Origin of the sequence: Micromonospora rhizosphaerae (assembly GCF_900091465.1) — a bacterium.
Taxonomy (GTDB): domain Bacteria; phylum Actinomycetota; class Actinomycetes; order Mycobacteriales; family Micromonosporaceae; genus Micromonospora; species Micromonospora rhizosphaerae.
Window position 1 is genome coordinate 529,665 of record NZ_FMHV01000002.1, and the last position, 26,727, is coordinate 556,391.

At 73.5% G+C, this 26,727-nt stretch carries 23 protein-coding genes; 14 read left to right on the plus strand and 9 right to left on the minus strand.

Annotated features, from left to right (window positions below; genetic code table 11):
- Positions 1–61 precede the first annotated feature (61 nt).
- Positions 62–568 (plus strand): inorganic diphosphatase, encoded by a 507-nt coding sequence (locus GA0070624_RS02625; RefSeq protein WP_091336326.1) that lies wholly within the window; start codon positions 62–64, stop codon positions 566–568.
- Between the two features lie 55 nt (positions 569–623).
- Here the strand turns inward: GA0070624_RS02625 and eccD are convergent, their stop codons facing one another.
- Positions 624–2,027 (minus strand): type VII secretion integral membrane protein EccD, encoded by a 1,404-nt coding sequence (eccD, locus tag GA0070624_RS02630; protein ID WP_091336328.1) that lies wholly within the window; start codon positions 2,025–2,027, stop codon positions 624–626.
- 135 nt (positions 2,028–2,162) lie between these two features.
- Here eccD and GA0070624_RS34540 point away from each other — a divergent pair, with 135 nt between their 5' ends.
- The 6 genes from GA0070624_RS34540 (at position 2,163) to GA0070624_RS02655 (ending at position 10,746) form a co-directional block, all read left to right on the plus strand.
- Positions 2,163–2,303, plus strand: coding sequence for a hypothetical protein (locus tag GA0070624_RS34540; protein WP_176731566.1), 141 nt, complete (start codon positions 2,163–2,165; stop codon positions 2,301–2,303).
- Positions 2,300–3,718, plus strand: a complete 1,419-nt coding sequence (locus tag GA0070624_RS02635) for an RNA-guided endonuclease TnpB family protein (protein ID WP_091336330.1) — start codon at positions 2,300–2,302, stop codon at positions 3,716–3,718. The genes GA0070624_RS34540 and GA0070624_RS02635 overlap by 4 nt, the downstream gene beginning before the upstream one ends.
- A 13-nt stretch (positions 3,719–3,731) precedes the next feature.
- On the plus strand, positions 3,732–7,679 hold the full coding sequence (gene eccCa / locus GA0070624_RS02640; protein WP_091336332.1) for a type VII secretion protein EccCa: 3,948 nt from the start codon (positions 3,732–3,734) through the stop codon (positions 7,677–7,679).
- An 86-nt stretch (positions 7,680–7,765) separates the two neighbouring features.
- Entirely contained in the window at positions 7,766–9,130 is a 1,365-nt protein-coding gene (gene mycP, locus GA0070624_RS02645; RefSeq protein ID WP_091336333.1) for a type VII secretion-associated serine protease mycosin, read from the plus strand.
- Positions 9,131–9,180: 50 nt separating this feature from the next.
- Positions 9,181–9,987, plus strand: a complete 807-nt coding sequence (locus GA0070624_RS02650) for a phosphatase PAP2 family protein (RefSeq protein WP_091336335.1) — start codon at positions 9,181–9,183, stop codon at positions 9,985–9,987.
- A 30-nt stretch (positions 9,988–10,017) separates the two neighbouring features.
- A complete protein-coding gene (locus GA0070624_RS02655; RefSeq protein ID WP_091336337.1) occupies positions 10,018–10,746 on the plus strand; it encodes a phosphatase PAP2 family protein in 729 nt (242 codons plus the stop codon).
- 40 nt (positions 10,747–10,786) lie between these two features.
- Here GA0070624_RS02655 and GA0070624_RS02660 read toward each other — a convergent pair whose 3' ends face one another.
- From GA0070624_RS02660 to GA0070624_RS02685, 6 genes are all read right to left on the minus strand, one after another.
- Positions 10,787–11,965 (minus strand): MarP family serine protease, encoded by a 1,179-nt coding sequence (locus GA0070624_RS02660; RefSeq protein WP_091336339.1) that lies wholly within the window; start codon positions 11,963–11,965, stop codon positions 10,787–10,789.
- Positions 11,966–12,023: 58 nt separating this feature from the next.
- On the minus strand, positions 12,024–12,722 hold the full coding sequence (locus tag GA0070624_RS02665) for an NUDIX hydrolase (RefSeq protein ID WP_091336343.1): 699 nt from the start codon (positions 12,720–12,722) through the stop codon (positions 12,024–12,026).
- 106 nt (positions 12,723–12,828) lie between these two features.
- Positions 12,829–13,437, minus strand: coding sequence for a TlpA family protein disulfide reductase (locus GA0070624_RS02670; RefSeq protein WP_091336345.1), 609 nt, complete (start codon positions 13,435–13,437; stop codon positions 12,829–12,831).
- Positions 13,434–14,222, minus strand: a complete 789-nt coding sequence (gene nth / locus GA0070624_RS02675; protein WP_091336347.1) for an endonuclease III — start codon at positions 14,220–14,222, stop codon at positions 13,434–13,436. The genes GA0070624_RS02670 and nth overlap by 4 nt, the downstream gene beginning before the upstream one ends.
- Before the next feature lie 69 nt (positions 14,223–14,291).
- Entirely contained in the window at positions 14,292–15,458 is a 1,167-nt protein-coding gene (locus GA0070624_RS02680; protein ID WP_091336350.1) for a CapA family protein, read from the minus strand.
- An 88-nt stretch (positions 15,459–15,546) separates the two neighbouring features.
- A complete protein-coding gene (locus GA0070624_RS02685) occupies positions 15,547–16,212 on the minus strand; it encodes an adenosylcobinamide amidohydrolase (RefSeq protein ID WP_091336352.1) in 666 nt (221 codons plus the stop codon).
- A 128-nt stretch (positions 16,213–16,340) separates the two neighbouring features.
- Here GA0070624_RS02685 and GA0070624_RS02690 point away from each other — a divergent pair, with 128 nt between their 5' ends.
- Together GA0070624_RS02690 and GA0070624_RS02695 are read left to right on the plus strand one after the other, a co-directional pair.
- Positions 16,341–17,018: a Crp/Fnr family transcriptional regulator gene (locus GA0070624_RS02690; protein WP_007073398.1), complete on the plus strand. Its 678-nt coding sequence runs from the start codon at positions 16,341–16,343 to the stop codon at positions 17,016–17,018.
- 159 nt (positions 17,019–17,177) lie between these two features.
- The gene (locus GA0070624_RS02695; RefSeq protein WP_091336354.1) at positions 17,178–17,921 is read left to right on the plus strand and encodes a metallophosphoesterase family protein; all 744 of its coding nucleotides are present in this window, start codon (positions 17,178–17,180) and stop codon (positions 17,919–17,921) included.
- 83 nt (positions 17,922–18,004) lie between these two features.
- On the opposite strand, the gene GA0070624_RS02700 is transcribed toward GA0070624_RS02695, so the two are convergent.
- The gene (locus GA0070624_RS02700; RefSeq protein ID WP_091336356.1) at positions 18,005–19,018 is read right to left on the minus strand and encodes an acetamidase/formamidase family protein; all 1,014 of its coding nucleotides are present in this window, start codon (positions 19,016–19,018) and stop codon (positions 18,005–18,007) included.
- Positions 19,015–20,454 carry an APC family permease gene (locus GA0070624_RS02705; RefSeq protein WP_245718631.1) on the minus strand — a complete coding sequence of 480 codons (1,440 nt, stop codon included), beginning with the start codon at positions 20,452–20,454 and terminating at the stop codon, positions 19,015–19,017. Before GA0070624_RS02705 ends, GA0070624_RS02700 begins: the two co-directional genes overlap by 4 nt.
- Positions 20,455–20,619: 165 nt before the next feature.
- Between GA0070624_RS02705 and GA0070624_RS02710 the strand changes: the two genes are divergently transcribed.
- Genes GA0070624_RS02710 through GA0070624_RS02730 form a run of 5 tightly spaced genes read left to right on the plus strand, consistent with a single transcriptional unit; the run spans position 20,620 to position 26,661 of the window.
- Complete coding sequence (locus tag GA0070624_RS02710; protein ID WP_091336358.1) at positions 20,620–21,252, plus strand: TetR/AcrR family transcriptional regulator; 633 nt, start codon at positions 20,620–20,622, stop codon at positions 21,250–21,252.
- Positions 21,253–21,297: 45 nt separating this feature from the next.
- On the plus strand, positions 21,298–22,140 hold the full coding sequence (locus tag GA0070624_RS02715; RefSeq protein WP_091336360.1) for a TIGR03084 family metal-binding protein: 843 nt from the start codon (positions 21,298–21,300) through the stop codon (positions 22,138–22,140).
- Positions 22,137–23,864 carry an acyclic terpene utilization AtuA family protein gene (locus tag GA0070624_RS02720; protein WP_091336362.1) on the plus strand — a complete coding sequence of 576 codons (1,728 nt, stop codon included), beginning with the start codon at positions 22,137–22,139 and terminating at the stop codon, positions 23,862–23,864. The genes GA0070624_RS02715 and GA0070624_RS02720 overlap by 4 nt, the downstream gene beginning before the upstream one ends.
- Positions 23,861–25,063, plus strand: a complete 1,203-nt coding sequence (locus tag GA0070624_RS02725) for an acyl-CoA dehydrogenase family protein (protein WP_091336364.1) — start codon at positions 23,861–23,863, stop codon at positions 25,061–25,063. Before GA0070624_RS02720 ends, GA0070624_RS02725 begins: the two co-directional genes overlap by 4 nt.
- Entirely contained in the window at positions 25,060–26,661 is a 1,602-nt protein-coding gene (locus tag GA0070624_RS02730; RefSeq protein WP_091336367.1) for an acyl-CoA carboxylase subunit beta, read from the plus strand. The genes GA0070624_RS02725 and GA0070624_RS02730 overlap by 4 nt, the downstream gene beginning before the upstream one ends.
- The last annotated feature ends 66 nt before the right edge of the window (positions 26,662–26,727 follow it).

A 26,727-nucleotide genomic window follows, 5' to 3' on the forward strand; every position in this document is an offset into this window, starting at 1 on the left:
GTCCGGCAGCGGCGCCACTGGTTTCCGTTAGCCAGCGTGGGCAAACGAGGGAGCGTGGAAGATGGATTTCGACGTCACGGTTGAGATCCCGAAGGGTCACCGGAACAAGTACGAGGTGGACCACGCGACCGGCCGGATCCGGCTGGACCGCACCCTCTTCACGTCCACGCAGTACCCGGCCGATTACGGGTTCATCGAGGGCACCCTGGGCGAGGACGGCGACCCGCTGGACGCGCTGGTGCTGGTTCCCGAGCCGACCTTCCCCGGCTGCCTGATCCGCTGCCGCGCGATCGGCATGTTCCGGATGACCGACGAGAAGGGCGGCGACGACAAGGTCCTCTGCGTCCCCTACGAGGACCCGCGCCAGGAACACCTGCGTGACATCCACCACCTGGGCGAGTTCGACCGGCTGGAGATCCAGCACTTCTTCGAGGTGTACAAGGACCTCGAGCCGGGCAAGTCGGTCGAGGGCGCGACCTGGGTCGGGCGCACCGAGGCCGAGGCCGAGATCCGCATCTCCTTCCAGCGCGCCCAGGAGGCCGCCGAGCGCGGCGACGCTCTCCACTGATCTTCGGACTTCTCGAGGGCCCGGGTCGCGCGGCGACCCGGGCCCGTCCGTCTGCTCAGCCGAGCAGCCCGCGGGCGCGGTCGTAGAGGTCCAGCACCGCGCAGGCCACCGGGACGACGGAGACCACCAGCGCGGTGTCGGTCAGGTCGGCCAACCGACCGAGGTACGGGGAGACGGGCCGGCGGGCGTACGAGGTGCCGGCCGCCGCCGCGACCAGGGCCAGGGCGAGCCCGGCGACGGTCAACGCGAGCAGGCCGGTCGGGCCGGACCGGTGGGCGAGCACCCCGCCGAGGACGGCGAACCCGGCCAGCCCCGCCGTCACGGTGGGCGCCCGGTGCCGCAGCGCCACGAAGAGCCGGGAGCGCAGCAGCAGCACCGCCGAGCCCACCGCCACCAGGAGCCGCCCGGCCACCCCGCCCGCCGTGAGGAGCACAACTACGGCGGTGACCGCGAGGACGCCGTGCCCGAGCAGCATCCCCGTCAGCACCTCCTCGGTCCGGGCCACCGCCGCGTGCACCCGGCCCCGGTCCGGCAGGTCCCGGACCGCGTCCGGCCCGCCGGTGGGCGAGGCCACCGGCAGGGTGATCGGCGGCAGCGGCACCTTGCCGAGCCGGATGGCCAGCAGCGGCAGCGCGCCAAGGGCGAAGACGAGCACGCAGAGCAGCACGGCGGCGGTGCCCTCGGGGCTGAGGACGAGCCCGCCGAGCGCCGCCAGCGCGCCGACCGAGCCGACCGTCACGCCGGCCACGAAGACCCGCGACCGGGTGGCCACGCCGAGCAGGCCGAGCACCGCCACCAGCAGCAGCGCCACCGAGCCGGCCAGCAGCTCGGGCGCGCCGAGCCAGCGCAGCGGCTCAAACGGGCCGACCGGGTCGCCGGAGCTGACCGCGAGGGCGCCCGCGGCGGCCGCGTAGGGCAGTGCGTACCCGCCGAGGGTGGCGCCGGCCGGACCGTCGCCGTACGCCCGGGAGGCGGCCGTGCCGGCGAGCGTGAGCAGCAGCGCCACCGCGACCGCCACGGCCCAGCCGGCTCGGTGTCCGGGGCCACCGGCCAGTACGGCGAGCAGCCCGACGGCGAGCGGCACGCCCGCGCCGGCCAGGGTGGCCGCCCGGGTGGCGGCGGGCGACCAGGCGCCGCCACGGCGGCGGGCGCCGTCGGCGATCGCCTCGACCACGTCGTCGTACTCCAGTTCGGGCCACTGCGCGCGGGCCGGCACCAGGTGCAGCACCTCGCCGTCGCGCACCCCCTGCGGCAGCAGCGCCTGCGCGGTGGCCAGCACCGCGCCGTCGGTGCGGCGGAGCACCCAGCCGCCCTGCCGTTCCCCGTCGTCGGCCAGCCCCTCACCGGCGTGCCGCAGCACCTCCGGCAGCAGCTCGGCAAGGGGCACCTGCTCCGGCAGGGCCACGTCCACCCGCCGCGCAGGGGCGTTGATCGTGACCCGGGCCAGCCCGATTGTCATCGATGTTTCTCCATATTGAACGGGAACGGTGACTGACGGACGACAGGACTTTACCTACGATGAGCCAGGCTCGGGTTACCGAGAGCCACGGGGAGGTGTCGATTTTCTCTGCATGTCTATCTATGGTTGCTTGTTGTGCGTAGCGTCTACCGGATCGGTGAGCTTGCCGAGCGGGTGACGTTGTCCCCGCGGCAGGAACTGTTGGAGGATCCGCCGACGGTCGTGCGCGCCGAGGAACTCGAAGGAGCGGACCTGACCGGGGCTGGTGACCGGTGAAGGTCACGCGCATCGCTTACTCGACGGGCCTGAACGCGGGTAAGTACGCGGCGTTGCGCGAGCAGGCCCGCCGGTTGGGCCGGGTGCGCAGCGAGGTCTGGCAGCGTTACGGCTCGGTCGCGGGTGTCGGTTCGGGTTTGAGGGATCGGCAGGTGCGGGACCGGTGGCTGGCTGACGGCACGCACATGCGGTTCGGTGTGCTGGCGAATGCGTGGAAGGAAACCGTCCGCGACGCGATGGCCGACATCGCAGCGAACCTTGCGTCGGCCAAGGTCGAGGTCCGGCGGGCCAGCGGCCCGCGCATTAACGATCCGGCCGAGCGGAAGCGGATGCTGGCCGCGCTGGCGGCCGACCGGTGGGCTGCCGATCCTTTCCTGGCTCGGCAGATGCGTAAGCATTGGAAGCGTGGCCGCAATCGCACAGATCATCAGATCGTGGTGCGCGCCGACAAGTACAACACCGTCACCGACGGGCGGGGCCGGTTGTGGCTGGCCGTCCCGGGCCTCGAGCGCCGCCGGATGGTCAGGATCCCGCTGTCCACGGCCGTCGCCCCGACGGGCACGTTGCGGCTGATCCTGCGCCGGGGTCGGGTCGAGGTGCACTACCAGATCGACGCCTCGCAGCTGCGGTCGTCGCAGCGGCCCTGCGGCGACCGGGCGGTCGGCGTGGACAAGGGGTACGCCGAAGCGCTGACCGACTCCGACGGCACCCACCACGGCACCGGTCTCGGCGAAATGCTGACCGCCGAGTCAGACCGGCTGAAGGAACGCAACCGGCGGCGGGCGAAACTGCGCTCGATCGCGAACACCGCCGCCCGCCGGGGTGACCACGCGAAAGCACACCGGATCAAGGCCAACAACCTCGGCACGGTCAAGCGGGACCGGCAGGCCGCCCGCCACCGAGCGCGGGTGCGTACGGAGATCTTCACTGCCGTGCATCGGGTCGTCGACAAGGCCGCCACCGTGGTCGCCGAAGACCTCACCAGAAGCTTCGCCGGACGCAAGAAGCTCGGCAAGAACATCAACCGGCGCCTCGCCGCGTGGACCAAAGGGGTCACCGCCGAGGCACTAACAAACGTGTCGGAGCGCAGAGGTTCTGCGCTCGTGCATGTCAACGCCGCTTACACCTCACAAGCCTGTCACCGCTGCGGCCGGCTCGGCCGACGCGGCGGGGACCGGCTTCACTGCACCTTGTGCGGGGTGGTGTGGCAGGCCGACGTGAACGCCGCGATCAACATCCTGCAGCGAGCCGGCGACCCCGACATCGCCCTGCACACCCCATACCACAAGGTGAAGCAGATCCTGCAGGACCGGACCGATCGCCACCGGACCAGACTGCCGGTCCAGGACTCCAGCCCGGCAATAGCCGATCGGAGAGCGAACCATCCGAACCGCTCAACAACGAGCAAGGAGTAGGAAGCAGGGCTCGGTGTCCACTGTCGTCATCAAGCGACCGCCACGGCGCCCGGCGCCGGAGATCCCGGTCGGCGAGCTGCCCGTCGAGGCGCCGCCGGAGATCCCCGTGGTCACCGGCGGGCGCTGGCAGCAGGCGTTGATGGTGCTGCCCATGCTGGGCGGCACGGTAGCGATGGCGATGATGTTCGGCCGGGGCGGCGGCGCCTACGCGTACGTGGTGGGCGGCATGTTCGGGCTCTCCTCGCTGGCGATGCTGGTGACCTCCTGGGGCAGCGCCGCCCCGAAGAAGTCGGAGATGATGGCCGCCCGGCGGGAGTACCTGCGGCACCTGACCGCGCTGCGGCGCCGGGTCCGGCAGACCGCCGGTCAGCAGCGGGCCGGCCTCTACTACCGGCACCCCGACCCGGGCCGGCTCTGGTCCGCCGTCGACAGCCACCGGGTCTGGGAGCGCCGCCCCGGCGACCCGGACTTCGCCGTGGTCCGGGTGGGTGTCGGCCCGCAGACGCTGGCCACCCCGCTGGTCCCGCCGGTCACCCGGCCGCTGGAGGAGCTGGAGCCGATGACCGCAGGGGCGCTGCGCCGCTTCCTCGACGCGTACTCGGTGGTGCCGGACCTGCCAGTGGCGCTCTCGCTGCGCAGCTTCGCCCGGGTCTTCGTCCGCGGCGCGGCCGGTGCCCGGGGCGCCGGCTCGCCGGCCGCCCAGGCGCTGGCCCGGGCCATGCTCACCCAGCTTGCCGTCTTCCACGCCCCGGACGAGCTGCGGATCGCGGTCTGCGCCGGGCCGGAGCGGCGGGCGCTCTGGGAGTGGGTCAAGTGGCTGCCGCACGCCCACCACCCGAGCCGTACCGACGCGCTCGGTCCGGTCCGGCTGGTCACCAGCTCGGCCGCCGAGCTGGAACGCCTCCTCGACGAGGTGCTGGTCAGCCGGTCCCGGTTCAGCCCGACCGGGTCGGCCACCGACGGGCCGCACGTGGTGGTCGTGCTCGACGGTGGCGACCTGACCGGGGCGACCGACCTGGCCGGCGACGGCGGCATCGACGGGGTCACCGTCATCGACCTGGACACCCCGCCGCCCCGCCTGCTCGACCGGTACGCCCTCCTGCTCGACCTGCGCGACGGCCGGCTGCACTCGCACTCCGCCGAGGGGCACGCCGAGGTCGGCAGCGCCGACGCGCTGGAGGTCGCCGACGCGGAGGGGGTCGCCCGCCGGCTCGCCCCGCTGCGGCTCGCCGGCCCGGTACGCGGACCGGACGCCCCACCCGGCGCCGAGCCGGGCCTGCCCGAGCTGCTCGGCATCGGCGACCCGGAGAGCTTCACCGCCGAGCAGGGTTGGGCGCCCCGGCCGGCGCGGGACCGGTTGCGGGTGCCGATCGGGGTCGGCGCCGACGGCGGCGCGATCGAGCTGGACCTCAAGGAGTCCGCGCAGGACGGCATGGGTCCGCACGGCCTGCTCATCGGCGCCACCGGCTCGGGCAAGTCGGAGCTGCTCCGCACGCTGGTGCTCGGCCTGGCCGCCACGCACAGCTCGGAGCAGCTCAACTTCGTCCTGGTCGACTTCAAGGGGGGCGCCACCTTCGCCTCCTTCGACCGGCTGCCGCACACCGCCGCGGTGATCACCAACCTGGCCGACGCGCTGCCACTGGTCGACCGGATGGTCGACGCGATCAACGGCGAGCTGGTCCGCCGGCAGGAGCTGCTGCGTCGGGCCGGCAACTTCGCCAGCCTGCGCGACTACGAGCGGGCCCGGGCGGCGGGGAGCCCGCTCGCCCCGCTGCCGTCGCTGCTGCTGATCTGCGACGAGTTCTCCGAGCTGCTCTCGGCCAAGCCGGACTTCATCGACCTCTTCGTCCAGATCGGACGGCTCGGCCGGTCACTCGGCGTACACCTGCTGCTGGCGTCGCAACGGCTGGAGGAGGGGCGGCTGCGCGGCCTGGACACCCACCTGTCGTACCGGATCGGGTTGCGGACCTTCTCCGCCCTGGAGTCCCGGGCGGTGCTCGGGGTGCCCGACGCCCACGAGCTGCCCCGCTCGCCGGGGCACGGCTACCTGCGCTCCGGCACCGACCCGCTGGTCCGCTTCAAGGCCGCGTACGTCTCCGGCCCGGTCCGCCGCCGGGGCGGCCCATCGGGCCCGGCCGCCGGCACGCCCCGGCTGCTCGCCTTCTCCACCCACCCGGTGCCGGTGCCCGAGCCGGCCGCCCCGGCCCCGCTGCCGGCCGCCGAGGCGGACGGCGGCACCGACACCCTGCTGGACGTGCTGATCGGTCGGCTGGCCGGGCAGGGGCCGCCGGCGCACCAGGTGTGGCTGCCGCCGCTGGACCGCTCCCCCGCCCTCGACGAACTGCTCGGCCCGGTCGCCACCGATCCGGCGCGCGGGCTGACCGTCGGCAACCCGGAGCTGCACGGCGCCCTGCAGGTGCCGGTGGCGATGGTGGACAAGCCGTACGAGCAGCGCCGGGACCTGTTCTGGCTGGCGCTGGACGGCGCCGCCGGGCACGTGGCGGTGGTCGGCCAGCCGCAGAGCGGCAAGTCCAGCCTGCTGCGGACGCTGATCTGCGCGCTGGCGCTCACCCACACCCCGGCCGAGGCGCAGGTCTACTGCCTCGACTTCGGCGGCGGCGCCCTGGGTGCGCTGCGCGACCTGCCGCACGTCGGCGGGGTGAGCGGACGCTCCGACCCGACCGCGGTGCGACGTACGGTCGGGGAGATCGCGACCCTGCTGGCCGAGCGGGAGCGGCGCTTCGCCGAGCTGGGCGTGGATTCGATGGCGGCCTGGCGACGGCGACGGGCGGCCGCGGCCGGACACCCCGGGCCCGACCCGTTCGGCGACGTGTTCCTCGTGGTGGACGGCTGGAACACCCTGCGCGGTGATTACGACGACCTGGAACCGCTGGTCACCGACCTGGCCACCCGCGGCCTGTCGTACGGCGTCCACGTGGTGGCCAGCACCGTCCGGTGGACGGATTTCCGGCCGGCGATCCGCGACCTGTTCGGCTCCCGCCTCGAGCTGCGCCTCGGCGACCCCGCGGACTCGGTGCTGGTCAAGCGGTCGGTGGCGGCGAACGTGCCGGAGCAGCCGGGTCGCGGCATCACCGCGGAGGGACTGCACTTCCTCGCCGCCCTGCCGCAGGTCACCGGGCTGGGCGGGGAGCCGGGCGATCTGGTCAAGGCGGTCGCCGACGCCTGGCCGGGGCCGGTCGCGCCCCGGGTCCGGCTGCTGCCGCCGGTGCTGCCGTACGCCGAGCTGGACCTGGCCGCGACCACCGGCCTGGCCTTCCCGGTGGGGGTGGCCGAGGCGGATCTGCGCCCGGTGGTGCTGGACTTCGCCACCGAGCCGCACTTCATGGTCTTCGGCGACGCCGAGTGCGGCAAGTCGTCGTTCCTCCGCGCGCTGGCCACCTCGATCATCACCCGGTTCGCCCCGGAGCAGGCCCGGTTGATCCTGGTGGACTACCGGCGCAGCCTGATGGGCACGATCGAGACGCCGCACCTGATCGGGTACGGCACCGCCGCGCCGTACACCACGGAGCTGATCGAGTCGGCGGCCAGCTACCTGCAGGGCCGGCTCCCCGGCCCGGAGGTCACCCCGGCCCAGCTGCGCAGCCGGTCGTGGTGGTCCGGCCCGGAACTGTTCGTGCTGGTGGACGACTACGACCTGGTGGCCGGGGGGCCGACCAACCCGCTGCGCGCCCTGGAGGAGCACCTGCCGCACGCCCGCGACGTCGGGCTCCACCTGGTGCTGGCCCGCCGCTCCGGCGGCGCCGGCCGGACCCAGTACGAGCCGATCGTCCAGCGGTTGCGGGAGCTCTCCACCGCCGGTCTGGTGATGTCGGGCAGCCCCGAGGAGGGGACGCTGGTCGGGCAGGTACGCCCCGGACCGCTGCCCCCCGGCCGCGGCCGCCTGGTCACCCGGCGGGAGGGCGTACGACTGGTGCAGTTGGCCCACCTGCCACCCGGATGAAGGCTGTCACCTGACTGCCACCGTGGCGCAAGGGAAAACCGGTAATCTCCGAGCAGCATGTTTCTGACGCGATGAATGGCTGGGGAATGACCAGGGACCGGCGCGGAGCTCCGACCGCGACCCGACGGCTCGTCGGACGCACGCTGCTCGGTGTGGCGACCACCCTCGCCACGGTGGCCGGTCCGCTCGCCCCGCCGGCGCACGCCGCCCCGGCCCACGCGGCCACCGTGCCTGTCGCGCTGCCGGGGGCGGGAGCCACCGCCCCGACCGCCGGCCCGGAGCGGGTCTGGCTGGCCCCGGTGGACACCCCGAGCCGGGTCGACCCGGTCCGTGACGAGCAGTGGCAGCTCGACGAGTTGCAGGCGAAGACCGCCTGGCGCAGCTCGACCGGGCGCGGGGTGGTCGTCGCGGTGATCGATTCCGGGGTGGACGGTGCCCACCCGGACCTGGCCGGCCAGGTGCTGCCCGGCATCGACCTGGTCACGCCCGACGGCGCCGCCGAGCCCGACCCGGTGGGGCACGGCACCACGGTCGCCGGTCTCATCGCCGGGCGTCGCGACGACGACCGGGGCGTGGTCGGGCTGGCGCCGGACGCCAAGATCCTCCCGATCAGGGTGCTCGACGAGGAGAACCGGTACGACGACGCGATGATCGTCGCCATGGGGGTGCGCTGGGCGGTCGACAACGGCGCCCGGGTGATCAACCTGTCCCTCGGCGGCAGCGACGACAGTCCGGCCCTGGCCGCGGCCCTCGACTACGCCTTCGCCAAGGACGTGGTGGTGGTGGCCTGCACCGGCAACCTCGCCACCTCGAACAGCCGTGAGGTCTGGTATCCGGCCCGCGAGCCCGGCGTGATCGCGGTGGCCGGTCTGCAACGCAACAGTGAGAACCTGTGGTCCGGCTCGATCACCGGCCACCGGACGGTGCTCACCGCTCCGGCCACCGGTCTCTTCGGGGCCCGTCCCGGCGGCTACTGGCGGGTGCAGGGCACCAGCTTCGCCGCCCCACTGGTGGCCGCGACCGCCGCCCTGGTGCGGGCCCGCTACCCGCAGATGCCCGCCGGAGAGGTGATCAATAGGCTGCTGGTGACCGCGAAGGACATCGGTCCCACCGGCCGCGACGACCGGTTCGGCTACGGCCTGGTGGACCCGGTCGCGGCACTCACCGCCGAGGTGCCGTCGGTGGGGCGCAACCCGCTCGACGACCAGTCCTCCCCCGGCGTGGCGGGCTTCGGCCCGGCACCCGGCTCGCCACCGGACAACCGGGCCGCGGGGAGCGAGGCGGACCCGTTCAGCTTCGCCGCCCCCAAGCAGCAGAGCCGGTGGGCGGCCCGCCCGGCCGGCGAGCCCGACCACTCCGCGCCGGAACGGCTCTGGGCCGGGCTTGCCCTCTTCATCGCCCTGGTCACCGGCGCCGCCCTGGTGATCCGCCGGTTCCGGCACAACCGCTGAGCGGCGCCCCACCGGTCTGGCCGGAGCGGCTGCTGGGTAGTGCTGAAGACATGAGCGCGTCGGGTGAGCAGAGTAGGCAGTCGACGGTCCAGCCGTCCTGGCGAACCCGCCGCCTGGATCCGAACCACTCGCTGGGTCTCCGGCTCACCCTGGCCTCGATCGCGGCATTCCTGGTGCTGGTGCCGTTCGCCCTGCTGGCCCTGCTCGTGCTGGGGTCCTGGCCACCGCTGTTCCGGCTGGACGCCTCGGTGACCGACGCGCTGCATCGGTACGCCCTCGACCATCCGGCCTGGGTACGGCTGATGAGCGGGTGGACCGACGTGTTCGCCCCGTGGCCGCTACGGATCGCCGCGCTGGTCGTGGTGGCCTGGCTGCTGGTCCGCCGGGCCCGGCGGCTGGCCCTCTGGGTGGTCACCACGATGGCGGTCGGGGGCCTGCTCGGGGCGCTGCTCAAGCTGCTCGTCGGACGGCACCGGCCGGACCTGCTCGACCCGGTGGCCCGCGCCGCCGGCTTCTCGTTCCCGTCCGGGCACGCGCTGAACGCCACCCTGGCCGCCGGGGTGCTGCTACTGGTCTTCCTGCCGTTCGCCCACGACCGGCGGCCGCTGCGCTGGGCGCTCTGGACCGCGGCGGTCCTGATAGCGGTGGTGACCGGGATCAGCCGGATCGCCCTTGGCGTGCACTGGACCAGCGATGTATTGGGCGGTTGGCTGCTCGGCATCGCGGTGGTGGCGGCCACGACGGCCGCCTTCACCACCTGGCGGACCCGGACCGGCCGGCGGCCCGTGCGTACCGCTCGCGAGGGGATCGCGCCGGAGCTGGCCGAGCCGGACGAGGCGGGCCGGGAGCACGCGTAGTTCCGGACCGGGTGGGGTAATGGGCGGCCCATGTCCGATGTCGCGGTCCAGGTCACCAAGCGGATCCTGCTGCCGGTCGCCCTGCTCTTCGCCGTCATGGTGACGCTGGGGCTCCTGGTCACCCGGGTCCTCGCGAGGAGCTGGCCGTTCACGGTGGAGGACACCGTCAACCGCGCGCTGGCGGCCGACCGCACCGAGGGCTGGAACAACCTCTCCCTGGTGTTCAGCACGCTGGCCAGCACTCAGCTGATCGTCGTGGTCACCGTCCTGGTGGCGCTGGTGCTGCGACTGGTGCGGCACCGCTGGCGCGAGCCCGTCTTCCTCTGCGCCGCGGTGAGCACCCAGGCGCTGATCTTCCTCTTCACCACCATGGCCATCGACCGTCGCCGACCGGCCGTCGAGCACATGGACGTCTCGCCGCCCACCTCCAGCTTCCCGTCCGGGCACACCTCAGCGGCGGTGGCCCTCTACGTCGGCATCGCGGTGCTGCTGGCCCTGGGGGCGAAGCGCACCCCGGCGAAGGTGGCCTGGTGGACCCTGCTGATCCTGGTGCCGATCGGGGTCGCGCTGACCCGGATGTACCGGGGTATGCACCACCCCAGCGACGTGGTGGCGTCCTTCCTCAACGGCGGCACCTGCGTGGTGATCATGGCCCGGGCGGTGCTCGATCGGAGCCTGACCTGGGGTCGGGCCAAGCTGACCGGGACCACCCAGCCGGGTGGGGAGGTGGCCGCCGCCCGCGCGTCGGCCGGCGGCTGACCCCCCGACGGCGGTCGCGGAGGCGCCGCCGTCGGCGGGCTCAGGTGCACTCGCCGGTGCCCACCGCCCGGTTACGCTCCGCGCCGGCCAGGGCCACCGGGCGGGCCTCGTCGGCGGTCACGGCGAAGCCGGTGTTCGGGTCGTCGGCGGCCGCCGCGAAGATCACCCCGAGCACCAGCCCGTTGGCCGAGACCAGCGGGCCACCCGAGTTTCCGCTGCGCACCAGGGCCCGGATCGTGTAGATCTCCCGGGTCACGTCCCCTGAGGAGTAGATGTCGGGCCCGGTGATCCGATCGACGTCGCGAATCCGGGCCGGTCGGGCGTCGTACGGACCGTCGAGCGGGAAGCCGAGCACGATCGCGTCCGCGCCGGTGCCGGCCTGCCCGGCGGCGAAGCGCATGGACGGCCCGGGCAGGCCGGGCACGTGCAGCACGGCCAGGTCCCGCTCCGGGTCGTAGACGACCACCTCGCCGTCGTACCGCTCGCCGCGCAGTTCGACGGCGACCGAGCGGGTGCCGGCGACCACGTGCGCGTTGGTCATCACCCGGTCGTCCGCGTAGATGAAGCCGGAGCCCTCGATCCGGCGGGCGCAGCTCGGCGCGGAGCCGAGCACCTTGACCACCGAGCGCTGACTGTTCGCCACCACCTTGGAGCCGGCCAGCGCCGGGTCGGGCGGGGAGACCTGCCGGGCCCGGGTGGGCGCGAGGTCGCCGAAGACGTCCGGGAAGCCGTTGGTGTCCACCGTGTCGCGCAGCGCGGTGGAGAGCTCCTGGGCCTTGTCCGGCAGGACCCGGTCGACCACAGTGAGCAGCGCGCTGTTGCGGACCGAGGCGGCCAGCCAGGGCAGCGACGAGGAGCCCAGCGGCACCGCGACCAGCCAGGCGACCAGCATGACCGCGAAGAGCGAGACAAACGCCCCACCGATGTCGTCGATCTTCCGAATGGCCGAACCCGTGATCGCGGCACGCAGATTCGACCCGAGCCAGCCGGCGAGCGCCTGGGCGAGCACGGCGAGCCCGAAGACCGCGGCCAGGGAGATCAGCACCCGGGTCCCGGGGTCGACGAACTGCCGGGCGATGAGCGGGCCGACCTGGAGGCCGACGAGCGCGCCCAGAAAGAACCCGGAGAACGACAGGGCCCCGATGACGAAGCCCTGACGGTATCCGCTGATCGCGAACACGAGCATGAGCAGGAGCAGAACGAGATCCACGGCGGACACCCGTCAAGGGTACGGGCAGCGGCCCGGGGTGTGGCCCGCCGGTCGCTGAACGTGACCTTCAGGTCAGCGGACCCGCCATCTCGTCGACCTCGTCCGTCCCGGCGGAGGGCGCCGGGGCGGCCCCGGTCGGCGGCAGGTCCACCACCCTGCCTGGCGGCCACGGCCGGGCCCAGCCGCCCATTTCGAGCAGCGTGGCCAGCACGCCGGCGGTGAAGCCCCAGACCACCATGCCGCGCGCCGAGAAGGCCGGACCGATCCAGCCGCTCGGGTGGCGTACCCGCATCCGGTTCTCCGGGTCCACCAGCTCGGCGATCGGCAGCCGGGCGACGTGCGCGACCTCGGCCGGCTCCCGGGGGTGCACCGGGTGCGGGGCGTGCCACCAGGCGAGCACCGGGGTGACCACGAAGTCGCTGACCGGGATCCAGAGCTTCGGCAGCTCGGCGAGGACGGTGACGCTGGTGGGGTCGAGCCCGACCTCCTCGTTCGCCTCCCGCAGCGCGGTCGCGCTGGCGTCGGCGTCCTCCGGGTCGGCCGCCCCGCCGGGGAAGGCCGGCTGGCCGGCGTGGTTGCGCAGGGTGGCCGCGCGCTGGAGGACCAGCACGTCCGGCCCGGCGCCCGGCTCCTCGCCGAGCAGCACCAGCACGGCGCTCTCCCGGCCGCCGCTGTCCGGGGTGGCGAGCCGGGTGAAGTCCTCGGCGCGGGCGGTGCCGAGCCGGCCGAGCAGCGGTTCCAGCCACGGCGGCGGCTGCCGGCTCACCGAACCACCTCTGTTCGCGACTGCGGGGCTCGCAAAACCGGCTCATGCGCGCATTCCGGCTCGGCCGCGTCCCACGCGAGCCGCCCCGGAATGCGCGTCCTCGCGCTCACGCGCTCATCTCCACGCCGAGGTGCTGGCGGACCAGCGCGGCGAGGCGAGCGTCGTCGAGCGCCCCGGTGGCGTCGGTGTGCCGGACCCGCCCCTCGGCGTCGACGAAGAGGGTCAGCGGGAAGGCGTTGCGGTTGAGCGCCCGCTGCAGCGCGTCGCCCTGGTCGACCAGCATCGGGAAGCGCACGCCGAAGTCCTCGCCGATGGACTGCGCGGCGCTGCGGCTGTCCCGGCTGTTGATCCCGACCACCTGGAACCGGCCGGCGGAGCGGTCACTGAGCCGCTGGAAGGCCGGTAGCTCCTTTCGGCAGGGCGGGCACCAGGAGGCCCAGACGTTGATCACCGCCGGGCCCCGGAGGTCGCGCAGGTCGACCGGGGCGCCGCCGGTGAAGCAGGAGAGGGTCAGCTCGGGCAGCGGCTGCCCCGGCCCGCCGGCCGGCGCGGGAGCGACCGATGCCGGCGCGCTGGTCAGCGTGGCGCAGTCGGCGAACGGCGAGGGCCGCTCGGGCCGGGTGGCCGTCGGTGGCGCCGCCTGCTGATCGGTTGCGGTGCAGCCGGCGACCGCCAGCAGCACCGGGACGAGCAAGGCCGCGAATCGGCGGGTCACGGCGCCTCCGCCACGACCGCCTGCTGCGGCACCAGCTCCGGGTCGATCCCGACGGCCGCCGCGAGGTCCCGGGCGCGGGGACCCTTGAGCAGCTTGGCCGCCGCCACCGGCTCGGTCGGCCCGGTCCCGTACGACGGACAGAGCTTCGCCAGGGTGCAGGCGCCGCAGGCCGGCTTGCGGGCGTGGCACACCCGCCGGCCGTGGAAGATGATCCGGTGCGACAGCATGGTCCAGTCGCGCTTCTCGTACAGGGCGCCGATGGCGTGCTCGATCTTGACCGGGTCGGTCTCGGTGGTCAGCCGCCACCGCTGCACCAGCCGCTGGAAGTGGGTGTCGACGGTGATGCCCGGTACGCCGAAGGCGTTGCCGAGGATCACGTTGGCGGTCTTGCGGCCGATCCCGGGGAGGGTGACCAGGTCGGCCAGCCTGCCGGGGACCTCGCCGTCGTACCGCTCGCAGAGGGCCCGGCCGAGGTTGATCAGGGAGTTGGTCTTGTTGCGGTAGAAGCCGGTCGGCCGGATCAGCTCCTCCAGCTCGGCCCGGTCCGCCCCCGCGTAGTCGGCGGCGCTCCGGTAGCGGGCGAAGAGCTTCGGAGTTACCTCGTTGACCTTCTTGTCGGTGCACTGCGCCGAGAGGATCGTGGCGACGGCGAGCTCCAACGCGTTGGTGTGGTCGAGTTCGCAGTGCGCGTCGGGGTGGGTCTCGGTCAGCACCCGGCCGATCCGCCGGGCGCGGCGCTTGCGGCCGAGGTCGGTCTCGATGGCGCCGGGAGAGCTGATGGTCACGCCGGCCAGCCTACGTCGCGCGGGCGACGATCCGGCGGGCCACGGGCGCCGCCGGCCGCCCTACCCGGCCTACGGCGCGGTGATCCGGCCCGCCGCGTCCAACCGGGCCCCGGCCTCCGGGAAGTCGGCGCGGCTCACCTGCCGCACCAGCCCGAGGCCGCGGTCGTCCGGGTCCATGGTCGGCCGGCCCACCGCGTTCAGGTACGTCGAGGTGAAGGTGCCGCCGGCGAAGCTCCCGTCCGGCTTGAGGGAGACCTTCAGCACCCCGCCCCAGCCGAGCCGGCCGTCGCTGTTCAGCGACTTCCCACCGCCGGCGAAGTTGCCCAGGCTGTACGCGATCAGCCGCCCCTGGTAGAACTCCATGCCTCGCAGCACGTGCGGCCCGTGCCCGACGACCAGGTCGGCACCGGCGTCGATCATGGCGTGCGAGAAGCGGACCGGGTCGCCCCGGTTCTCGCCGAAGAACATCTCGGTGCCCGGCTTCACCCGGGTCCGGTCGGCGCCCTCGGCCCCCATGTGCACCTGCACCACGACCAGATCGGCCATGGTGGCCGCCCGGGCCACCACCTTCTTCGCCGACTCGATGTCGACCAGGCTGTTGGACCAGACGTACGACGAGAAGCCGGCGACCGCCACCTTGACGCCCTCGACGTCGACCACGGTGATCTGGTCCGGCGCGCCGGTGTGCTGCAGGCCGTACTTCTCCAGGGCCCGCTGGGTGTTGCGGTAGCCCTGCGGGCCGTAGTCGTAGCCGTGGTTGTTGGCCTGGTTGAGCAGCTCGAAGCCGGCGTCGCGCAGATGCGCCGCGTACTCCGGCGGGGCCCGGAACTGGAAGCAGTTCGAGGCGTTGGCGCCGCACTTGCCGGTCCCGGTGTCGTCGGTGAGCGGCTCCTCCAGGTTCCCCATCACCAGGTCGGCCTTGAGCGCCGCCTTGACCTGGTCGAAGAAGCCCTTGCCACCGTTGGCGGGCAGGCGCGACGGCGCGTTGCCCATGATGATGTCGCCGGTCGCGGAGAGCGAGATCGTCTTCTCGGCGACGTCCACGGGCTGCACCGACTCATTTGGGACCGGGGTGCCGGCGGTCCCACCGCCCGCGCCCGGCTGCCAGACCGGCGCGGGCGGCTCCCCGCCCCGGTCCTCGGCGCAGCCGGCGACCAGGAGCGCGACGACAAGGGCGCCGAGAGCGGCGGCCAGCCGACGACGTGGACGGGGCGCGGACGGGGCGGGAGCAGACATCGTCCGCGACGCTACCGCCCGGGAGGCGCTCCGGCGACGGCCGATCGGTCGGAAAACCCCTGGCCGAGCGCCGTCCGGCGGCCGGGGATCAGGCCAGTCGGCGGTCGGACCAGGGCACCACCTCACCGGCGCCGCCGGCCAGGACGGCCGCGTGCACGGCCCGGGCCAGCGGGGCGCCCCAGGTCGAGCGTGGGCCGCCGTACGGGGCCGGCTCGCCCTCGGCCGGGCAGAGGACGGTGACCGCGTCGGTGGGGGTGCCGGTGGCGGGGAGCCCCAGCTCCCAGATCGCCTGGGCCTTCGCCTCGGTGGCCGTGGCCACCGCGTTGACCAGCGCGGCATCGCCGAGCCGGGCCGGGACGTACGCCACGATGTTGACCGTGCCGACGCGCTGCGCGGGCGCCGCCGGCGTGGGCGCGGCGGCCCAGACCGGGGTGCCGAGCCCGACCGTCGCCCAGACCCGCACCCCGGTGTCGGCCCGGGTCACCACCTCGGCCACGTCGACCCCGGTCAACAGCCCGACCCCGGGCCCGTCCAGGCCGAGCCGGTCGGCCAGCTCGGCCAGGTGGGCGGCGGGGTCGTCCCGGTGGTACGTCATCGGCACGGTCGCGTTGACCACCCATCGCCGTACGCCGATCCCGCCGCCGAGCGGGGCGGAGCCGACCGCGAGCAGCGGCTCGTCGGCGGCGCGCCACACCAGCAACGGGATGTTCCACCCGTCCTCGTGACGGGTGGTCAGAAACGGCTCACTCAGCACGCCCCTGAGCCTATGATCCGAGGGGTGCACCTCTGATTCCCGCTCAAGTGCGCCTAGACTGGCGGCGCGCGAGGGATCAGCGGACGGCGGACCCGGCCGACGGACGGCAGCGCAAGCGGAGGTGCGCGATGGACGAGGTACTGGCCCGCAGCGGGATCTTCCAGGGTGTCGACCCGGAGGCTGCCGAGGCGCTCGCCAAGGAGATGGAGACGATCGAGGTTCGCAAGGGCGAGGTCGTCTTCAACGAGGGCGAGCCCGGCGACAGTCTCTACATCCTGCTGTCCGGCAAGATCAAGGTTGGCCGCCGCGCGGCGGACGGCCGGCAGAACCTGATCGCCGTGATGGGCCCGTCGGACATGGTCGGCGAGCTGTCGCTCTTCGACCCCGGCCCGCGTACGGCGACGGCGACGGCGGTGACCGACACCCGCCTGGTGCGGCTGCGCAAGCAGGCGCTGCGGCCGTGGCTGAACAACCGGCCGGAGATCGCCGAGCAGCTGCTGCGGGTGCTGGCCCGCCGGCTGCGCCGGACGAACGACTCGCTGGCCGACCTGATCTTCACCGACGTGCCCGGGCGGGTCGCCAAGAACCTGCTCCAGATGGCCGGCCGGTTCGGCACCCGCGACGGCGGCGTGCTGCGGGTGACCCACGACCTGACCCAGGAGGAGATCGCCCAGCTCGTCGGCGCCTCCCGGGAAACCGTCAACAAGGCGCTCGCCGACTTCGCGTCGCGGGGCTGGCTGCGGCTGGACGGCAAGAGCATCATCATCCTCGACCCGGAGCGCCTGGCCCGCCGCGCCCGGGTCTGACCTTCCCGGCGGCCTCGGCCAGCCAGCCCAGCGTCCCGGCCCGGCCCGCGCGAGCGGTCCGGGCCGGTTCCGCTTTCCCGGTCACTCCCGCGGGGACTGTCGTCTGCCCGGCGCAGAATCCCTGGACGGCGCGGCCGGTGTCCGGCGAGGCTGGGCCGCATGCTGGAACGGGTCGCCGTCCTCTCCGACATCCACGGCGCGCTGCCGGCGCTGGAGGCCGTACTGGCCGAGCCGGACGTCGTCTCCGCCGACCTGGTGGTGCTCACCGGCGACATCGCCGCCGGTCCGCAGCCGGTCGAGGTGCTGGACCGGCTCGCCGCGCTGGGCGACCGGGCGTGCTGGGTCGGTGGCAACGCCGACCGGGAGCTCGTCGAGGCGCGGGCCGGCCGGAAATCCCCGATCGACGTCTCGAACTGGGCCGCCGAGCAGCTCCGGGACGACCAGGTCGCCCGGCTGGCCGCGCTGCCGCTGACCGTCACCCTGCCGGTCGCCGGCCTGGGCGAGGTGCTCTTCTGCCATGCGACGCCCCGGGACGACGAGGAGGTCGTGCTGGTCGACTCCCGGATGGAACGCTGGGCGGAGGTCTTCGCCGGGCTGCCGGCCGACGTGGGCACGGTGGTCTGCGGGCACACCCACATGCCGTTCACCCGGCTGGTCGACCGCCGGCTGGTGGTCAACCCGGGCAGCGTGGGGATGCCGTACGGCGGGGCCGGGGCGTGGTGGGCCCTGCTCGGGGCGGGAGTGCAGCTGCGCCGGACCGGGTACGACGTGGACGCCGCTTGCGCCCGGGTGACGGCCGAGTCGGGCTTCCCCGACGCCGCCGAGTGGGCCGACGAGTACCTCCGCTCCCGGCACAGCGACGCCGACGCCCTCGCCGTCTTCGGCCCCCGCGACGGCCGCTGACGGCACCGCTTCCCCGGCCGCCGGGTTCGGCCGAACAGACGGGCCCGACCGAGCCAATGGGCCCGGCCGGTTCCCGCGTCCGATCAGCGGTGGGTCAGGTAGTCCTGGGCCACCTCGCGCAGGCGGGCGTGCACCCCGTCGTACCCGCTCACCCCACCGAGGTAGCGCTTGTCCACCTTGGCGACCATGGTGTAGTTCGGATCGCACACGTTGCCGACCGGCGCCTCGCCGGCCTGACTGATCAGCTGATATGCGTCGAGTTGGTCCATGCCAACCAGCTCGGCGGTCCAGGTGACCAGGTCGTGCTGGCTGATCCGGTAGGCGTCCTCGAGCGGGCGCGCCGAGCCGGTGCACATCAGGGCGTCGTCGGATTCCAGTCGAGGCCACGGCGTGCCCGCGCCCTTGATGACGTCCACCACGACGGTCGTGTTCATGGCTGCCTCGACGCCGGTGCCGCAGACCTCGCCGTGGCCCTGCCGGCAGTGCCCGTCGCCGAGGGCGAACAGTGCTCCCGGAACGTTCACGCCGAAGTACGCGGTGACCCCGGCCCGCAGTTCCGGGCTGTCCATGTTGCCGCCGTGCGCATCCGGCGTGATCGTCATCCGCGCCTCGAAGGCGGCCGGTGCCACCCCCGCGGTGCCGTGCATCGGGTCCAACGGCAGCTCGACCGAGTAGTCGCCGCGCCGCGCCCGATACGTCACCGTCCCCGCGGCGACGTCGACGTCGTACCGCCAGACCACCTCATCGAGCGGCGGATGCAGAGTGGCCGTGGTGTGCGTACCGGTGAGCGCGCCGAAGTGCGGAAAGGTGGTGGACACCGCCCAGTCGCGGGCCGGCTCGATGGCGACGAGATGGACGGCCAGGGTGTCCCCCGGCTCGGCGCCCTCCACGTGGATCGGTCCGGTCACCGGGTTGAGGTAAGGAAACTGGCACACCTGCGAGGGCAGGTCGTCCACGCCGCGGACCCGCCCGCCGAAGCAGTCCTCGGTGTACAGCTCGAGGATCGTGCCCGGACGTACGCGACGCACCGGCTCACGCCCGCCGAAGGTGTAGGAGAGCTCATCCGGCTCCGGCCGGTACTTGACGACCTCGGTCATGTGGGCTCCTTGACGGGCTGGTCGGTGGTGTCGTGTCCGGTCTCCGCGAGAGCGGCCAGTTCGGGACGTCGGCCGGTCGCGTAGAAGGCGATCAGGACGATCACGCCGACGCCCAACCAGGCGAAGCCGAGCATCTGAGCGGCGACCTTGGCGTTGATCACGACGTAGAGCAGGATCAGGAACCCGATCACCGGCACCACGAGGTGCCGCAACCAGTCCCGGCTGCCACCGCGGACCACGTAGTGCACCACGACCGAGGCGTGCAGCGCCAGGAACGCCGTCATCGCGCCGAAGTTGACCAGGGTGGACAGCAGCGAGATCCCGTCGTCCCGGCTGGCCATGTAGAGGCCGAGCGCCAGGGAAATGCCGGCGACCAGCAGGGTGGCGTTGGCCGGCACCTTGTGTCTCGGGTTGACCCGGGCGAGGAAGCGCGGCATCTGCCGGTCGCGCGCCATCGCGTACAGCAGGCGGGAGGTGGCGGCCTGGGCCACCAGGGAGTTGGCGAAGCCCCACGCGATCGCGGTGGCCAGGGCGGTCAGCCCCCGCAGCCAGCCGCCACCGGCGACCTCCGCTGCGTCGTAGAACGCCGTACCCTCGGGATCGCCGTTCGCGAGCAGGTCGCCCGCGTCCGGTACGAGCATCGCCGCCACCCAGGTCTGCACGATGAAGAGGGCGCCGGCGAGCAGCAGCGCCGCGACCATGGCCCGGCCGATCTGGCGGGCCTCCTCGCGGCTCTCCTCCGCCAGCATCGAGATGCCGTCGAAGCCGAGGAAGGACAGCACGGCGATGGACACCGCGCCGAACACCAGCGGCCAGGAGAAGGTGTCCGAGTTGAACAGTGGCCGCAGCGAGAAGCCGTCGCCCTTGCCCTGGGCGAGCGCGACCACCCCGATGACCAGGAAGATCACCAGGACGACCAGCTCGGCGGCGAGCATGACGCGGTTGACCTTGGCGGTCAACTGGATGCCGAGGTAGTTGACGACCGTGTTGAGCACCACGAAGGCCACCAGCCATGCCCACACCGGCACGGCGGGCACGAGGGAGTGCATCGCCACGCTGGCCACCAGATAGAGCAGGCCGGGCACGAGCACGTAATCGAGCAGGATCACCCAGCCGGCCAGGAAGCCGACGGGCGGCGCGATGCCGCGTCCGGTGTAGGTGTAGACCGAGCCGGCCATCGGGAACGCGCGGACCATCTGCGCGTACGACAGTGCGGTGAACATCATCGCGACCATGCCGATGAGGTACGCCAGGGCCACCATTCCGCCGGAGCCGGCGTACACACTGCCGAAGATGCCGAACGGGGCGATCGGCACCATGAAGATCAACCCGTAGATGAGCAGGTCGGTGAAGCTGAGCGAACGGCTCAGTTCCTGGCGATAACCGAACCGCTCGATCGCGGCGTCGGCTGTGGACGGATCCGGGGATTGGGTCACGGCACACCTCCTTCTCGTCTGAGGGCGCACGCTAGCCGAGCGGTGCGCCGGCAGGAAGATCCATGTACGTAGATCGAGAACATCGACAAAGCGGCGCACTGTCACCCCAAACCCCCAAAAAAAGTCAGGCTTGACTGTTTGTTTCGGGGGCGGCAGGCTGTCCCCATGCCCGTCGCATCGACTCGCGTGGCTCGGCAGGAACGCAGCCGCGCCACCCAGGCCCGGCTGCTGGAGGCGACCGTCGAGTGCCTTGTCGAGCACGGTTGGTCCGGCACCACCACGACCGTGGTGGCGGCCCGGGCGGGCGTCTCCCGGGGCGCCCAGCTCCACCACTACCCGACCAAGGCCGCCCTGGTCACCGCCGCCGTTGCCCACCTCACCGAGCGCCGGGCCGTCGAGCTGCGCACCGAGGCCGACGCCCTGCCGGCCGGCCCGCGCCGGCTGGACGGGGTGGTCGACCTCCTCGCCGCCGCGTTCACCGGGCCGCTCTTCGTCGCCGCCCTGGAGCTGTGGGTGGCCGCCCGCACCGACGCCGAGTTGCGGGCGGCCCTGGTGCCCCTCGAGGCCCGGATGGGCCGGGAGATGCACCGGCTGACCCTCGAGCTGCTCGGGGTGGACGAGCGCCAGCCCGGCGTACGGGAGGCGGTGCAGGCAACCCTCGACCTGCTCCGCGGCCTAGGTGTCGCCAACCTGCTCAGCGACGACTCGGCCCGCCGTACCGCTTTGCTGCACACCTGGAAGCGCCAGCTCGCCGCCCTGCTCGCGCCCGACGAAGGCCCGCCCGCTAACGCCCGGTAGCGAGCGACCCTGACCCCTGACCAGCCCACCCCGCCAGGAGGCACCATGGTCGACCTGACAGCGCTGCTCGCGGATCTGGCCGCCGAGTCCGAGCAGCTCGACGCCCTCGTCGCCGCACTGCCGGCGGAGGCCTGGGCCCGACCCACGCCGGCTCCCGGATGGACGATCGCCCACCAGATCGCCCACCTGGCCTGGACCGACCACGTCGCCCGGCTCGCGGCCACCGACGCCGAGGCGTTCTTCGCGTCGGTCACCTCGGCCCCCGATCCGGCCCGGCTGGTGGACGACGGCGCCGAGGCCTTCCTCGCCCCGCCCGCCGAGCTGCTGGCCCGCTGGCGGGACGGGCGGGCGGCGCTCGCGGCGGCCCTCGCCGCCGTGCCACCCGGCGAGAAGCTGCCCTGGTACGGCACCCGGATGTCTCCCGCCTCGATGGCCACCGCCCGGATCATGGAGACCTGGGCACACGGCGAGGACGTCGCGGACGCGCTCGGCGTCACCCGCCCGGCGACGGCCCGCCTGCGGCACGTCGCCCACCTCGGCTTCCGTACCCTCGGGCACGGCTTCGCCGCCCACGGCCGCCCGGTGCCGACGGCCCCGGTCCGGCTCGAGCTGACAGCACCTGCGAGCGCGAGGAGTGAGCTCGCGGGCCCCGCAGTCGCGAGCGAAGATGGCACGGACGGCGACATCTGGGCTTGGGGGCCGGCGGAGGCCGCCGACCGGGTCACCGGGCCGGCGCTCGACTTCTGCCTGCTGGTCACCCAGCGCCGGCACCGCGCCGACCTGGCCCTGGTCGCCAGCGGCCCGATCGCCGACGAGTGGCTCGACGTGGCCCAGGCCTTCGCCGGGCCACCCGGAGCCGGCCGCCAACCCACCCGGGTGACGACATGAGTGCCGTGCTCCGGGTCGGCAACGCCTCCGGCTTCTACGGCGACCGGTTCACCGCCTGGCGGGAGATGCTCGACGGCGGCGAGCTGGACGTGCTGACCGGCGACTACCTGGCCGAGCTGACCATGCTGATCCTCGGCCGGGACCGGCTGCGCGACCCGGGTCTCGGCTACGCCAAGACCTTCCTGCGGCAGTTGGAGGGCTGCCTCGGCACCGCGCTCGACCGCGGCGTACGGATCGTGACCAACGCCGGCGGGCACAACCCGGCCGGCCTGGCCGCCGCCATCGGGTCGCTCGCCGACCGGCTCGGCCTCACCGCGCGGATCGGGTACGTCGAGGGCGACGCCCTCCAGCGCCCGAACGCGCTCACCGCCAACGCCTACCTCGGCGCGTTCGGCATCGCCGCCTGCCTCGACGCCGGGGCGGACGTGGTGGTGACCGGCCGGGTCACCGACGCGTCGCTGGCGGTCGGGCCGGCGATCGCGCGCTTCGGCTGGGGCCGCGACGACCTGGACGCGCTGGCCGGGGCGACCGTGGCCGGCCACCTGATCGAGTGCGGCGCGCAGGTCACCGGCGGCAACTTCAGCTTCTTCACCGAGCTGCCCGACGGCGGTCACCGGCCCGGCTTCCCGATCGCCGAGATCCACCCGGACGGCTCCTCGGCGCTCACCAAGCACCTCGGCACCGGGGGCGCGGTCACCGTGGAGACGGTCACCGCCCAGCTGCTGTACGAGGTGGACGAGCCGGCGTACCTCGGGCCGGACGTGGTGACCCGGCTGGACACGATCAGCCTGACCGCCGACGGGCCGGACCGGGTCCGGGTGACCGGCGTCCGGGGCACCCCGCCGCCGGACACCCTCAAGGTGGGCGTCAACAACCTGGGCGGCTACCGCAACTCGATGACCTTCGTGCTGTGCGGGCTGGACATCCCGGCCAAGGCGGCGCTGGTCCGGGGGCAGCTCGAGGAGGCGGTCGGCAAGGAGGGGCTGGAGTTCACCCTGGCCCGCACTGACCACCCGGACAGCAGCGACACCGAGGCGGCGAGCGCCCTGCTGCACGTACATCTGCGAGACGGCGACAAGGTGAGGGCCGGCCGGGCCTTCTCGGCGGCCGCGGTGGAGCTGGCGCTGGCCTCCTACCCGGGCTGCACGCTGACCACCCCGCCCGGCGATGCCACCCCCTACGGCGTCTTCACGGCGGAATTCGTGCCGCAGGCGGAGGTCGCGCACGTCGCCGTCCTCCCCAGCGGCGAGCGGGTGTCGATCCCGCCGCCCAGCCGCACGGCCGTCCCCGCGCCTGCCGCGGGCGCGACCGTCGCCGGCCCGGCCGGCCACTCGGCGAGGCGGACCGGACCGCCCGACGGTGGCGTGGCCGGGGAACCGCGGGGTGAGCGGCGGCGCGCGCCGCTGGGGGAGCTGGTCGGGGCCCGTTCCGGGGACAAGGGCGGGGACGCCAACCTGGGCGTCTGGGCCCGCACCGAAGCGACGTGGGACTGGCTGCGCGGCTGGCTGACCGTCGAGCGGCTGGCCGAACTGCTGCCGGAGACCGCCCCGCTGACCGTCCAGCGGTACGAGCTGCCGAACCTGCGGGCAGTCAACTTCGTGATCCGGGGGCTGCTCGGGCCGGGGGTGGCCGCCTCCACCCGGTTCGACCCGCAGGCCAAGGCGCTCGGCGAGCTGCTCCGCTCCCGCGTGGTCGACCTGCCCGCCGGGGAGGTGACCGCGTGACCATCGTGGACGGTCCCGAACGCCGGCAGCTCCGCGAGCTGACCCGGGCCTTCGTCAGGAGGGAGGTGCTGCCGCACCTGGACGAGTGGGAGCGGGCCGGCGAGGTCCCCCGGGAACTGCACGCCACCGCCGCGAAGATCGGCCTGCTCGGCATCGGCTTCCCCGAGTCGGTGGGCGGCAGCGGCGGGGACCTGCTCGACTCGATCATCGTCACCGAGGAGATCATCCGCTCGGGTGGCTCGTCCGGCCTGGTCGCCGCCCTCTTCACGCACGGCATCGCGCTGCCGCACATGGTCGCCGCCGCCGGCGGGCGGACCGGCGGCTCCCTCGGCGGCCGGATCGCCGACGCGCTCGGGCGGACGGCCGGCGATCACGACCTCATCGACCGGTACGTCCGCCCGACTCTTGCCGGGACGATGATCGGCGCGCTGGCGATCACCGAGCCGGACGGCGGCTCCGACGTCGCCTCGATCCGCACCAGCGCCCGCCGGGACGGCGACCACTACGTGGTGAACGGCTCGAAGACCTACATCACCAGCGGGGTCCGCGCCGACTTCGTGACCACCGCCGTGTGCACCCTTCCCCCCGGCGGCGGCGCGCTCACCCTGCTGGTGATCGACAAGGACACCCCCGGCTTCACCGTCGGCAGGCGGCTGGAGAAGCTCGGCTGGCACTGCTCGGACACCGCCGAGCTCTCCTTCGTCGACGTCCGGGTGCCGGTGGCGAACCGGATCGGCGAGGAGAACACGGCCTTCCTGGCGATCATGCAGCACTTCGCCACCGAGCGGCTGTCGCTGGCCACGCAGGCGTACGCGACCGCGCAACGCTGTATCGAGCTGGCCGTCACGTGGTGCCGGGACCGCTCCACGTTCGGCCGTCCGCTGGCCAGTCGGCAGCTCGTCCGGCACCGGCTGGCCGAGATGCACACCCGGGCCGAGGCCGCCCGGGCGTACGTGCACCAGGTGGCGGCGCGGGTGGCGGCCGGCGAGCCGGTGGTGACCGAGGTGGCGATGGCCAAGAACGTCGCGGTGGCCGCCTGCGGCTACGTGGTGGACCAGGCGCTGCAACTGCACGGCGGCTTCGGCTACCTGCGCGACGCCGAGGTGGAGCGGCACTATCGGGACGCCCGGATCCTCGGCATCGGCGGCGGCACCACCGAGATCATGAACGAGATCATCGCGAAGGGCATCGGCCTGTGACCACGGTGGACAGCGCGATCGACCCGTCCTCGGCGGCCTACCGGGCCAACCGGGATGCCCTGCTGGAACGCCTCGCCGAGCTGGACGCCGCGCTGGACCAGGCCCGGGCCGGCGGCGGCGAGAAGTACGTGAGCCGGCACCACAAGCGCGGCAAGCTGCTCCCCCGGGAGCGGATCGAGCTGCTGCTCGACCCGGACAGCCCGTTCCTGGAGCTCTCCCCGGTGGCCGCGTACGGCACCGACTTCCCGGTCGGGGCCAGCGTGGTGACCGGCATCGGGGTGGTCGAGGGCGTGGAGTGCCTGGTCGTCGCCAACGACCCGACGGTACGCGGCGGCGCGGTCAACCCCTGGTCGCTGGCGAAGACCCGACGGGCCGGCGAGATCGCCTTGGCGAACCGGCTGCCGATGATCAACCTGGTCGAGTCGGCCGGGGCGGACCTGCCCACCCAGGCGGAGATCTTCATCCCGGGCGGCCGGGTGTTCCGCGACCTGACCCGGCTCTCCGCGGCGAAGATCCCCACGGTCAGCGTGGTCTTCGGCAACGCCACCGCGGGCGGCGCGTACGTGCCGGGGATGTCCGACTTCACCATCATGGTCCGGGACCGGTCCCAGGTCTACCTGGCCGGGCCGCCGCTGGTGAAGATGGCCACCGGCGAGGTCACCGACGACGAGTCGCTGGGCGGGGCGGCCATGCACGCCACGAAGTCCGGGCTCGCGGACTTCCTCGCCGAGGACGAGCGGGACGGCATCCGGCTGGCCCGTCAGTGCGTACGCCGGCTCAACTGGCGCAAGCAGGGCCCCGCCCCGCGCAACCCCTTCCCCCAGCCCCCCAGGTACGACCCGGAGGAGCTGCTCGGCATCGCCAGCGCCGACCTCAGGGTGCCGTTCGACCCGCGCGAGGTGCTGGCCCGGGTGCTGGACGGCAGCGAGTTCGACGAGTTCAAGCCCAATTACGGCAGTGCCCTGGTCACCGGCTGGGGCGAGCTGCACGGGTACCCGGTCGGCGTGCTGGCCAACGCCCGGGGCGTGCTGTTCAGTGAGGAGGCGCAGAAGGCGGCGCAGTTCATCCAGCTCGCCAACGCCGCCGACACCCCGCTGGTCTTCCTCCAGAACACCACCGGCTACATGGTCGGCACCGAGTACGAGCAGCGCGGCATCATCAAGCACGGTGCCCTGATGATCAACGCGGTGTCGAACTCGACCGTGCCGCACCTGACGGTCAACCTGGGCGCCTCGTACGGCGCGGGCAACTACGGCATGTGCGGCCGGGCGTACGAGCCCCGCTTCCTGTTCACCTGGCCGAACGCCAAGTCGGCGGTGATGGGCCCGGCCCAGCTGGCCGGGGTGCTGTCGATCGTCGCCCGGCAGGCCGCCGCGGCCCGGGGCCGCGACTACGACGAGGAATCCGACGCCGCGATGCGGGCGATGGTCGAGCAGCAGATCGAGTCCCAGTCCGGCGCGCTCTTCCTCTCCGGCCGGCTCTACGACGACGGGGTGATCGACCCCCGGGACACCCGTACCGTCCTCGGGCTCTGCCTCTCGGCAATCCACAACGGACCGGTGAAGGGCGCCGACGGCTTCGGCGTCTTCCGAATGTGAGGCCCGGTGAGCGCGAGGAACGCAGCGAAGCGGAGTCCCGCAGTCGCGAACGAAAGGCAGGCTCAG